Annotated in this window: 10 protein-coding genes; all 10 read left to right on the forward strand. The window is 41.8% G+C overall.

Annotated features, from left to right (window positions below; translation table 11 throughout):
* Positions 1–60: 60 nt before the first annotated feature.
* The gene (locus tag AB2B49_RS03165) at positions 61–1041 is read left to right on the forward strand and encodes an acetylxylan esterase (RefSeq protein WP_049505647.1); all 981 of its coding nucleotides are present in this window, start codon (positions 61–63) and stop codon (positions 1039–1041) included.
* Between the two features lie 334 nt (positions 1042–1375).
* Complete coding sequence (locus AB2B49_RS03170; RefSeq protein ID WP_320691911.1) at positions 1376–4768, forward strand: SIALI-17 repeat-containing surface protein; 3393 nt, start codon at positions 1376–1378, stop codon at positions 4766–4768.
* Positions 4769–5001: 233 nt separating this feature from the next.
* Complete coding sequence (locus AB2B49_RS03175; protein ID WP_001135645.1) at positions 5002–5700, forward strand: N-acetylmannosamine-6-phosphate 2-epimerase; 699 nt, start codon at positions 5002–5004, stop codon at positions 5698–5700.
* Between the two features lie 113 nt (positions 5701–5813).
* On the forward strand, positions 5814–7142 hold the full coding sequence (locus tag AB2B49_RS03180) for an extracellular solute-binding protein (RefSeq protein ID WP_049490028.1): 1329 nt from the start codon (positions 5814–5816) through the stop codon (positions 7140–7142).
* 219 nt (positions 7143–7361) lie between these two features.
* Positions 7362–8228, forward strand: coding sequence for a carbohydrate ABC transporter permease (locus AB2B49_RS03185; protein WP_002874780.1), 867 nt, complete (start codon positions 7362–7364; stop codon positions 8226–8228).
* A gap of 15 nt (positions 8229–8243) precedes the next feature.
* Positions 8244–9083, forward strand: a complete 840-nt coding sequence (locus AB2B49_RS03190) for a carbohydrate ABC transporter permease (RefSeq protein WP_001183243.1) — start codon at positions 8244–8246, stop codon at positions 9081–9083.
* A gap of 228 nt (positions 9084–9311) precedes the next feature.
* Complete coding sequence (locus AB2B49_RS03195) at positions 9312–9764, forward strand: NanQ anomerase/TabA/YiaL family protein (protein WP_272155937.1); 453 nt, start codon at positions 9312–9314, stop codon at positions 9762–9764.
* 20 nt (positions 9765–9784) lie between these two features.
* Complete coding sequence (locus AB2B49_RS03200; protein WP_254733853.1) at positions 9785–10429, forward strand: YesL family protein; 645 nt, start codon at positions 9785–9787, stop codon at positions 10427–10429.
* A 171-nt stretch (positions 10430–10600) separates the two neighbouring features.
* Positions 10601–11518, forward strand: a complete 918-nt coding sequence (locus tag AB2B49_RS03205) for a dihydrodipicolinate synthase family protein (RefSeq protein ID WP_254733854.1) — start codon at positions 10601–10603, stop codon at positions 11516–11518.
* Positions 11519–11535: 17 nt separating this feature from the next.
* Positions 11536–12420 carry an ROK family protein gene (locus AB2B49_RS03210; RefSeq protein WP_320691912.1) on the forward strand — a complete coding sequence of 295 codons (885 nt, stop codon included), beginning with the start codon at positions 11536–11538 and terminating at the stop codon, positions 12418–12420.
* Positions 12421–12678 lie beyond the last annotated feature (258 nt).

Genomic DNA, 12678 nt, shown 5'->3' on the forward strand with positions numbered 1-12678 from the left:
CATTGCCTTCCTAGATATGCTACAGTTATGATAGCGATTACACATCAAAAGGAGCATGCTATGAAAAATCCAGCTTTACTAGAAGAAATCAAGACCTATCTAGGACGGGATGAGGTGCCAGAAGACTTTGATGCTTTCTGGGATGAAGAGGTTAAAAAAGTTTCATCTCTTCCAGCCTACCAGTTGGAGGAAAGAGATTTCCATATTCCCAAAGTCAAGTGCTATGAGCTAACCTTTGAAGGAACCAATGAAGGTAAGGTATATGCACGGGTAGTCCTTCCAAAGAGTGAGGGTAAAGTTCCCCTAATCTTTCACTTCCATGGCTATATGGGACGTGGTTGGGATTGGGCTGACATGCTGGCCTATACTGTGGCTGGTTACGGTGTTGTTTCTATGGACGTTCGAGGCCAGTCGGGCTATTCTCAAGATGGTTTGCGCTCTCCGTTAGGAAATACTGTTAAGGGACATATCATCCGTGGTGCTGTGGAAGGTCGTGAACATCTCTTTTATAAGGATGTTTATCTGGATATTTACCAGTTGGTTGAAATTGTTGCTAGTCTATCTCAGGTGGATGAGAAAAGACTTTCTAGCTATGGTGCCTCACAAGGTGGGGCTTTAGCCCTAGTTGCAGCAGCGCTCAATCCTCGGATTCAGCGAACAGTTGCCATCTATCCCTTCTTGTCCGACTTTAGACGAGTACTTGAGATTGGCAATACCAGTGAAGCATATGATGAACTCTTCCGTTATTTCAAGTTTCACGATCCTTTCCATGAAACAGAGGAGGAAATCATGGCGACCCTCGCCTATATCGATGTGAAAAATCTTGCCCATCGCATTCATGGTGAGGTCAAGATGATTACAGGCTTGGACGACGATGTCTGCTATCCTATTACCCAGTTTGCTATTTACAACCGCCTAACTTGCGACAAGGCCTATCGCATCATGCCTGAGTATGCCCACGAAGCTATGAATGTTTTTGTCAATGACCAAGTTTATAACTGGCTCTGTGGTAGTGAAATTCCTTTTAAGTACGTAAGATAATGAATGAGAGAGCCCAGGAGCTCTCTTTTTTATGTCCAAAATCTGAAAGTACTTTTAGAAAATTTAAAATATTAAAATATTCTTAAAAGTAAAATCTATTCTGTGGAAACACAGATATAAATATAAGACTTTATTGTATAATAAAGGAAAAGTCACTTGTGAAAGGAGGAAAAAGGCTGCTGGGAGATTAAAGAATGGCTCAGCAGAAATGGGAGAGGATTGGGAGCTCTCATTAAGTTGGATACTTTCTTGTAAAACTTGTCTCTTGAGAGACAATAAAAATTTTTAAAGAAAAAAGAAAGCGCTTTATTTTATGAAAAATGAAAGGACAAACATGAATTACAAATCTTTAGATCGGAAACAGCGATACGGAATTCGAAAATTTGCAGTTGGGGCGGCATCGGTAGTGATTGGTACAGTGGTATTTGGAGCAAATCCAGTCTTAGCTCAAGAGCAAGCCAATGCAGCAGGAGCCAATACAGAAACTGTCGAACCTGGTCAAGGTTTATCAGAGTTACCAAAAGAAGTGTCCTCGGGAGATCTTGCTCATTTGGATAAGGATTTGGCTGATAAATTGGCTGCAGCTCAAGACAACGGCGTTGTGGTGGACCAAGATCATTTGAAAAAAAATGAGAGTGCAGAGTCAGAAACTCCATCCTCTACGGAAACCCATACAGAAGAAGCAAATAAGGAAGAGGAATCAGAGGATCAGGGGGCTATTCCTCGTGACTATTACTCAAGAGATTTAAAAAATGCTAATCCTGTCCTTGAAAAAGAAGATGTTGAAACCAATGCAGCAAATGGTCAGAGAGTCGATTTATCAAGTGAACTAGACAAACTAAAGCAACTAAAAAATGCTACAGTTCACATGGAGTTCAAACCAGATGCATCAGCTCCACGCTTTTACAATCTCTTCTCTGTATCCAGTGACACCAAGGAAAATGAGTATTTTACTATGTCGGTCCTTGATAATACAGCTCTTATTGAAGGGCGTGGCGCTAACGGAGAGCAGTTCTATGATAAGTATACCGATGCTCCTTTGAAAGTTCGCCCTGGACAATGGAATTCCGTGACCTTTACTGTCGAACAACCGACAGCGGAGTTACCTCATGGTCGAGTTCGTCTCTATGTGAACGGTGTCTTATCTCGAACAAGTCTCAAATCTGGTAACTTCATTAAAGATATGCCAGATGTTAATCAAGCTCAACTTGGAGCAACCAAACGGGGCAATAAAACAGTTTGGGCATCAAATCTACAAGTTCGAAACCTAACTGTTTATGATCGTGCTTTAAGCCCAGATGAAGTTCAAACACGGAGTCAATTATTTGAAAGAGGTGAATTGGAACAGAAACTTCCTGAGGGAGCAAAAGTCACTGAGAAAGAAGACGTCTTTGAAGGTGGTAGGAACAATCAACCAAATAAAGATGGTATCAAGAGTTATCGTATCCCAGCTCTTCTCAAGACTGATAAAGGAACGCTGATTGCTGGAACGGATGAAAGACGTTTGCACCATTCTGACTGGGGAGATATTGGCATGGTTGTTCGTCGCAGCTCAGATAATGGAAAAACATGGGGAGACCGAATCGTAATCTCAAATCCTCGTGACAATGAGCATGCTAAACATGCAGATTGGCCATCTCCAGTCAATATTGACATGGCCTTGGTGCAAGACCCTGAAACAAAGAGAATTTTTGCAATTTACGACATGTTCCTTGAAAGTAAGGCAGTATTTTCATTGCCAGGGCAAGCTCCGAAAGCTTATGAACAAGTGGGAGATAAAGTTTATCAAGTTTTATATAAGCAAGGAGAATCAGGTCGCTATACGATTCGAGAAAACGGAGAGGTTTTCGACCCTCAAAACAGAAAGACAGATTATCGCGTCGTCGTTGACCCTAAAAAACCAGCCTACAGCGATAAGGGAGATTTGTATAAAGGGAATGAGCTAATCGGAAATATTTATTTTGAGTATAGCGAGAAGAATATTTTTAGAGTTTCCAATACCAACTACCTATGGATGTCCTACAGTGATGACGATGGGAAGACTTGGTCTGCACCAAAAGATATTACACATGGGATTCGGAAAGATTGGATGCACTTCATAGGAACTGGACCTGGTACGGGGATTGCCTTGCGTACAGGGCCTCATAAGGGAAGACTGGTGATTCCAGTTTATACAACAAACAACGTTTCCTACCTAAGTGGTTCACAATCATCTCGTGTAATTTATTCAGATGATCATGGTGAAACATGGCAAGCAGGGGAAGCAGTTAATGATAACCGCCCAATAGGCAACCAAACCATTCACTCTTCAACCATGAATAATCCAGGTGCCCAAAATACGGAGTCGACTGTTGTTCAGTTGAATAATGGGGATCTCAAGCTCTTTATGCGTGGGTTGACTGGTGATCTTCAGGTTGCGACCAGTCATGATGGAGGAGCAACGTGGGATAAGGAAATCAAACGATATCCTCAAGTAAAAGACGTTTATGTTCAAATGTCCGCTATTCACACCATGCATGAAGGAAAGGAATACATTCTACTCAGCAATGCTGGTGGTCCTGGACGCAACAATGGTTTGGTTCACCTGGCTCGTGTTGAGGAGAATGGTGAGTTGACATGGCTGAAACACAATCCTATACAAAGTGGTAAGTTTGCTTACAACTCACTCCAAGAACTCGGAAATGGCGAATATGGTTTGCTTTATGAACATGCGGATGGCAATCAAAACGATTATACTTTATCCTATAAGAAATTCAACTGGGATTTCTTAAGCAAAGACAGAATTTCTCCTAAAGAAGCAAAAGTAAAATATGCTATCCAAAAATGGCCAGGTATTATTGCCATGGAGTTCGATTCGGAAGTATTGGTCAACAAGGCTCCGACCCTTCAATTGGCAAATGGCAAGACAGCAACCTTTATGACCCAGTACGATACAAAAACTCTCCTATTCACAATAGATCCAGAGGATATGGGTCAAAGAATTACAGGTCTAGCTGAGGGTGCAATTGAAAGCATGCACAATTTACCAGTTTCTTTAGCTGGCTCTAAACTAAGCGATGGTATTAATGGCAGTGAAGCTGCTATCCATGAGGTGCCGGAGTTCACAGGTGGTGTTAATGCTGAGGAAGCCCCAGTGGCAGAGATACCAGAGTACACTGGACCATTGGCAACAGTAGGAGAAGAACCAGCTCCAACAGTAGAAAAAACCGAATTCACTGGTGGAGTCAATGCTGAGGAAGCCCCAGTGGCAGAGATGCCAGAGTACACCGGTCCATTATCAACAGTAGGCGAAGAACCAGCGCCAACGGTTGAAAAGCCTGAATTTACAGGTGGGGTCAACGCTGTTGAGGCAGCAGTCCATGAACTTCCAGAGTTCAAGGGTGGTGTCAATGCAGTTCTAGCAGCCTCAAACGAACTTCCGGAATATAGAGGAGGTGCTAACTTTGTCTTGGCAGCTTCAAATGACCTGCCAGAGTATAAGGGAGGTGTCAATGGCGCTGAGGCAGCAGTCCATGAAGTGCCAGAGTACAAGGGAGAAACCAATCTAGTATTAGTAGCTGCAGACAACAAACTGTCTCTAGGCCAAGATGTGACCTATCAAGCGCCAGCCGCTAAACAAGATGAACTTCCAAATACAGGAAGCAAGGAAACAAGCTCACTGATTTCCCTTGGTCTTGCAGGTGTTCTTTTATCCTTGTTTGCATTTGGCAAGAAGAGAAAAGAATAATAAGTAAAAGCTATTTGACTAGGTATCGGAAGAGATAGCAGGTTTTTCAGCCTGCTATCTTTCTTTATTAAATTTAGGTTGATTCGAAATCATAAGAGGTCTGAAACTACTTTCAGGATAGTCTGTTCTATAAAATAGTTTTGAAACTGAAATCTATTCTACTACAAGCTATTGAAAGCGCTTAACAAATGATATATAATAAGCCCATAAGAACAAGAAAGGGAGGAAAGGGGATGCCACAGATCAGCAAAGAAGCCTTGATTGAACAGATCAAAGATGGAATCATTGTCTCTTGCCAGGCACTTCCTCACGAACCGCTTTATACAGAAGCGGGAGGAGTCATTCCCTTGCTAGTCAAAGCGGCTGAGCAAGGTGGAGCAGTCGGTATCCGAGCAAACAGTGTTCGTGATATCAAGGAGATTAAGGAGGTTACGAAACTCCCGATTATCGGGATCATCAAACGTGACTATCCGCCACAGGAGCCATTCATTACAGCGACTATGAAAGAAGTTGATGAGTTGGCTGAACTAGACATTGAGGTCATTGCTCTGGATTGCACCAAACGTGAACGTTACGACGGTTTGGAAATTCAAGACTTTATCCGACAAGTCAAAGAAAAGTATCCACATCAACTCTTAATGGCTGATACCAGTACTTTTGAAGAGGGTATAGCAGCAGTTGAAGCCGGAATTGATTTTGTTGGAACAACCCTATCAGGTTACACCTCTTATAGTCCGAAAGTGGATGGTCCAGACTTTGAACTGATCAAAAAACTGTGTGAAGCAGGTGTGGATGTCATCGCTGAAGGGAAAATTCATACACCAGAACAAGCTAAGCAAATCCTTGAGTATGGGGTGCGAGGTATCGTTGTTGGTGGAGCTATTACTAGACCAAAAGAGATTACGGAACGCTTTGTTGCCGGTCTTAAATAACACAATCTCAAAAAAGAGGAGAGTGGTCGATGCGTCGGAGAAAATGAAAACGTATACAAATATAAAGAACTCATTATCCAATATGGATACGCTTATCAATTAGGAGAATACAAATGAAATTTAGAAAACTAGCTTGTACAGTACTTGCGGGTGCTGCGATTCTTGGCCTTGCGGCTTGTGGTAACTCTGGTGGAAGTAAGGATGCTGGAAGTTCTAGTAGCGATAGCGGAAAAACAGAAATCACTTGGTGGGCATTCCCAGTCTTCACACAAGAAAAAACGGGTGACGGTGTTGGAACTTATGAAAAATCAATCATCGAAGCTTTTGAAAAAGCAAATCCAGATGTAAAAGTGAAATTGGAAACCATCGACTTCAAGTCAGGTCCAGAAAAGATCACAACAGCTATCGAAGCTGGAACAGCGCCAGACGTACTCTTTGACGCACCAGGACGTATCATCCAATACGGTAAAAACGGTAAATTGGCTGAGTTGAACGACCTCTTCACAGACGAATTTGTCAAAGATGTCAACAACGAAAATATCGTACAAGCAAGTAAGGCTGGAGATAAAGCTTACATGTATCCAATCAGTTCAGCTCCATTCTACATGGCTATGAACAAGAAGATGTTGGAAGATGCTGGAGTTGCAAACCTTGTAAAAGAAGGTTGGACAACTGATGACTTTGAAAAAGTTTTGAAAGCGCTTAAAGATAAAGGCTATACACCAGGTTCATTGTTCAGTTCTGGTCAAGGGGGAGACCAAGGAACACGTGCCTTCATCGCAAACCTTTATGGCGGTTCTGTAACAGACAAAGACGTAACCAAATATACAACTGACGATCCTAAATTCGTCAAAGGTCTTGAAAAAGCTGCTAGCTGGATTAAAGACGGTTTGTTGAACAACGGTTCACAATTTGACGGTGGAGCAGACATCCAAAACTTTGCCAACGGTCAAACTTCATACACAATCCTTTGGGCACCAGCTCAAAACGGTATCCAAGCGAAACTCTTGGAAGCAAGTAAGGTAGATGTGGTAGAAGTACCATTCCCATCAGACTCTGGTAAACCATCTCTTGAATACCTTGTAAACGGATTTGCAGTATTTAATAACAAAGACGATAAGAAAGTCGCAGCTGCTAAGAAATTCGTTCAATTCATCGCAGATGACAAAGAATGGGGTCCTAAAGACGTAGTTCGTACAGGTGCTTTCCCAGTTCGTACTTCATTTGGCAAACTTTATGAAGACAAACGTATGGAAACAATCAGTGGCTGGACTAAATACTACTCACCATATTACAACACTATCGATGGATTTGCTGAAATGAGAACACTTTGGTTCCCAATGTTGCAATCTGTATCAAATGGTGACGAAAAACCAGCAGATGCTTTGAAAGTCTTCACTGAAAAAGCTAACGAAACCATCAAAAAAGCTACAAAACAATAAGCACTAAGTCAGATTGATTCCCCCCTTTTCCCTGTGCACTATGGTGTAAGAAAAGGGGGACTTTTGTTTGAAATGGTAGGAACTGTCACGAAATTAAAATGAAGTTCTTACATAAGCGAATCTTAAAAAATTTCATTTTGGTTTTAAAACAGTTCAAGAAAATCAAAAACTATTCTATTTGAAAGAGAGGTGCCGACTGTGAAAGTCAATAAAATTCGTATGCGGGAAACAGTGATTTCCTACGCTTTCCTAGCACCAGTGTTATTCTTCTTTGTCATCTTTGTCTTGGCTCCTATGATTATGGGATTCATTACAAGTTTCTTTAACTACTCCATGACTAAATTTGAGTTTGTAGGCTTTGACAACTACATTCGCATGTTTAAAGACCCTGTCTTTATGAAGTCTTTGATAAATACCGTTATCCTGGTTATTGGATCTGTTCCGATTGTGGTTCTCTTCTCGCTCTTTGTAGCATCTCAAACCTATCATCAAAATGCCATTGCCCGTTCTTTCTATCGTTTCGTCTTCTTCCTTCCTGTAGTTACAGGTAGTGTTGCCGTAACGGTTGTATGGAAATGGATCTATGACCCCCTATCAGGGATTCTAAACTTTGTCCTTAAGTCAAGCCACATCATCAGCCAAAACATTTCTTGGCTGGGTGACAAAAACTGGGCCTTGCTAGCGATTATGATTATCCTTTTGACAACATCTGTTGGTCAACCAATTATCCTTTATATTGCTGCCATGGGAAATATTGATAACTCACTTGTTGAAGCAGCGCGTGTTGACGGTGCGACTGAGTTTCAAGTCTTCTGGAAGATCAAATGGCCTAGCCTTCTTCCAACAACTCTTTACATCGCGATTATTACGACTATCAACTCATTCCAATGTTTCGCCTTGATTCAGCTCTTGACATCTGGTGGTCCAAACTACTCAACAAGTACCTTGATGTACTACCTTTACGAAAAAGCCTTCCAATTGACAGAATACGGCTATGCAAATACCATCGGTGTCTTCTTAGCAGTGATGATTGCCATTGTCAGCTTTGCTCAATTCAAGATCCTCGGAAACGACGTAGAATACTAAAGAAAGGAGACAGTTATGCAACCTACACAAAAGAAACCTTTAACAGCTTTCACTGTTATCTCAACGATTATCTTGCTCTTGTTGACCGTACTGTTCATCTTTCCATTCTACTGGATCTTGACAGGGGCCTTCAAATCACAGCCTGATACCATTATGATTCCACCACAGTGGTTCCCTAAAATGCCAACCATGGAGAATTTCCAACAACTCATGGTGCAAAACCCTGCTATGCAGTGGATGTGGAACTCTGTATTTATCTCACTAGTAACTATGTTCCTAGTCTGTGCAACCTCTTCTCTAGCAGGTTATGTCTTGGCTAAGAAACGTTTCTATGGTCAACGCATCCTCTTTGCAGTCTTTATCGCTGCCATGGCTCTTCCAAAACAAGTTGTCCTTGTACCATTGGTACGTATCGTCAACTTCATGGGGATTCACGATACACTTTGGGCAGTGATCTTGCCTTTGATTGGATGGCCATTTGGGGTCTTCCTTATGAAACAATTCAGTGAAAATATCCCAACAGAATTGCTTGAATCAGCTAAAATCGACGGTTGTGGTGAGATTCGTACCTTCTGGAGCGTAGCCTTCCCTATCGTGAAACCAGGATTTGCAGCCCTTGCGATCTTTACCTTCATCAATACTTGGAACGACTACTTTATGCAGTTGGTTATGTTGACTTCACGTCAAAACTTGACCATCTCACTCGGGGTTGCGACCATGCAGGCCGAAATGGCAACCAACTATGGTTTGATCATGGCAGGTGCAGCTCTTGCAGCCGTGCCAATCGTAACCGTCTTCCTTGTCTTCCAAAAATCCTTCACTCAGGGTATTACTATGGGAGCTGTTAAAGGATAATACTCTGCGAAAATCGAATTCAAACTACGTCAGCATCACCTTGCCATACATAAGTATTGCCTGCGGTTAGCTTCCTAGTTTGTTCTTCGATTTTCATTGAGTATAAGAGAATACAGAGTTATAAGTGTCTACAAAATGGAGAGTATGCAGTTACTTCGTGAAGTTTTGTCAGACACTTATCAACTTAATTTATGATTTTAGTTAACTATCAGAAACGAAGGAAACAGTATGATTTTTGACGATTTGAAAAACATCACCTTTTACAAGGGAATCCATCCCAATCTAGACAAGGCTATCGACTATCTCTACCAGCACCGTAAGGATTCTTTCGAACTCGGTAAGTATGAGATTGACGGGGACAAGGTCTTTCTAGTTGTTCAGGAAAATGTCCTCAATCAAGCTGAAAATGATCAATTTGAACACCATAAGAACTATGCAGATTTGCATTTACTGGTAGAAGGACATGAATATTCGAGCTACGGTTCACGTATCAAAGACGAGGCGGTAGCATTCGATGAAGCGAGTGACATTGGTTTTGTCCATTGTCATGAACGCTACCCACTCTTGTTGGGTTATCACAATTTTGCGATTTTCTTTCCAGGAGAACCGCACCAGCCAAATGGCTACGCAGGGATGGAAGAGAAGGTTCGCAAGTATCTCTTTAAAATTTTGATTGATTAAAAGAATCAGGAGGAGCAAACATGGCACAAAAAGGAGTGAGCCTTATCAAGGCAGCATTTGATACAGATAACTTTCTCATGCGTTTCAGTGAGAAGGTCTTGGATATCGTGACAGCCAATCTTCTTTTTGTCGTCTCTTGTTTGCCCATCGTGACGATTGGAGTGGCTAAAATCAGCCTCTACCAAACCATGTTTGAGATTAAGAGAAGCAGGCGAGTACCTGTTTTCAGAACCTATCTGAGAGCTTTCAAGCAAAATCTGAAACTGGGTTTCCAGTTAGGTTTGCTAGAGTTGGGCATAGTTTTGTTGAGTCTTTTAGACCTCTATCTTTTCTGGGGTCAGACAGCTTTACCTTTCCAGATTGTGAAAGCTATTTGTTTGGGGATTCTCATCTTCCTCACTCTGGTGATGTTGGCTAGTTATCCCATCGCTGCGCGCTATGATTTGTCTTGGAAAGAAGTGCTGCAAAAAGGGCTTATCTTGGCAAGTTTTAACTTTCCGTGGTTCTTCCTCATGTTAGCCATTCTCTTTCTTATTGTGATGATTCTTTATCTATCCGCCTTCACTCTCCTTTTGGGTGGGTCAGCTTTTATCCTCTTTGGTTTTGGTTTGCTAGTCTTTCTCCAAACAGGTTTGATGGAGAAAATCTTCACCAAATACCAGTAGGATGGCTTGTTTCTGAAACTACTTTCAATCGTTACAGTTTCTAAAATACAAGTAGAAACTAAAATCTAAGTGTATACAAGATATTGAAAGCGATTTTCACAAGGTGTATACTAAACTTGTAAATAATAGAACTGCTCTCAGCAGAAAAAAAGAAATCTTAGGAGAAAATCTATGTCAGATTTGAAAAAATACGAAGGTGTCATTCCAGCCTTCTACGCATGTTATGATGATCAAGGAGAAGTCAGTCCAGAGCGTACGCGCGCCTTGGTTCAATACTTCATTGATAAGGGTGTTCAAGGTCTCTATGTCAATGGTTCTTCTGGTGAATGTATCTACCAAAGCGTAGAGGACCGCAAGTTGATTTTGGAAGAAGTCATGGCAGTTGCCAAAGGAAAATTGACTATCATTGCTCACGTTGCTTGCAACAATACCAAAGATAGTATGGAACTTGCTCGCCACGCAGAAAGTTTGGGTGTAGATGCCATTGCAACGATTCCACCGATTTACTTCCGCTTGCCTGAGTACTCAGTTGCCAAATACTGGAATGACATTAGTGCTGCAGCTCCAAACACAGACTATGTGATTTACAACATTCCTCAATTAGCAGGTGTTGCTTTGACTCCAAGCCTTTACACTGAAATGTTGAAGAATCCACGTGTTATCGGTGTTAAGAACTCTTCTATGCCAGTTCAAGATATCCAAACCTTTGTCAGCCTTGGTGGAGAAGACCACATCGTATTCAATGGTCCAGATGAACAGTTCCTAGGTGGACGGCTCATGGGTGCTAAAGCTGGTATTGGTGGTACTTATGGTGCGATGCCAGAACTCTTCTTGAAACTCAATGAGTTGATTACTGAGAAAGACTTGGAAACAGCGCGTGAATTGCAGTATGCTATCAATGCAATCATTGGCAAGCTCACTTCTGCACATGGAAATATGTACGGTGTGATTAAGGAAGTCTTGAAGATCAATGAAGGCTTGAACATTGGTTCAGTTCGTTCGCCATTGACGCCAGTAACCGAAGAAGATCGCCCAATTGTAGAAGCAGCTGCAGCCTTGATTCGTGAAACCAAGGAGCGCTTCCTCTAATCCATAAGGAGGTATTTATGACACACTACGTTGCAATTGATATCGGTGGAACCAACATCAAATATGGTTTGATTGATCAAGAAGGCCAACTTGTTGAATCGCATGAAATGCCAACCGAGGCGCATAAGGGTGGACCTCATATCTTACAAAAGACAAAAGATATCGTAGCCAGCTATTTAGAAAAAGGCCCAGTAGCAGGTGTTGCCATTTCTTCTGCAGGAATGGTGGATCCTGATAAGGGTGAGATTTTCTATGCTGGTCCTCAGATTCCCAACTATGCAGGAACCCAGTTCAAGAAGGAAATCGAGACGAGCTTTAATATCCCTTGTGAGATTGAAAATGATGTCAACTGTGCAGGTCTTGCTGAGGCAGTATCTGGTTCAGGTAAGGGAGCGAGTGTCACACTTTGCTTGACCATTGGAACAGGTATCGGTGGTTGCTTGATTATGGATGGGAAAGTTTTCCATGGATTTAGCAATTCGGCCTGCGAAGTCGGTTACATGCACATGCAGGATGGAGCTTTTCAGGATCTTGCTTCTACCACAGCCTTGGTTGAGTATGTAGCAGTAGCTCATGGAGATCCAGTTGATCAGTGGAATGGCCGACGTATTTTCAAGGAAGCTACTGAAGGAAACAAGATTTGTATGGCTGGGATTGACCGCATGGTAGACTATTTAGGAAAAGGTCTGGCAAATATTTGCTACGTTGCCAATCCAGAAGTGGTCATTCTCGGTGGCGGGATCATGGGGCAAGAGGCTATCCTCAAACCAAAGATCCGCACAGCCTTGAAGGCGACCTTGGTGCCAAGCCTAGCTGAAAAAACACGATTAGAATTTGCCCATCACCAAAATACAGCAGGGATGTTGGGAGCATATTATCATTTCAAAACAAAACAATCCTAGTTTGGAACTATAGAATTAAGAGGAACTTTTAATCACTACTTGAGTGAAAACTGTTTTGCTTAATTCTTTTTTTATTGAAAAATTTAAGTCAAAGGAGGTAATCGTGAGAAACTAGGAGAAAATAACCACCTTGCATAAGAAGTTAAGGCTAGATGATGAACTATAAGGCGAGAGCAATTCTATCAACCATTTAATTGATATTTAGCTTGACTAAATGGGAAAATGTGGAAAAATGATATAATGAGATGGACGAAAAAT

This window comes from Streptococcus jiangnanensis, assembly GCF_040888325.1.
GTDB lineage: Bacteria > Bacillota > Bacilli > Lactobacillales > Streptococcaceae > Streptococcus > Streptococcus jiangnanensis.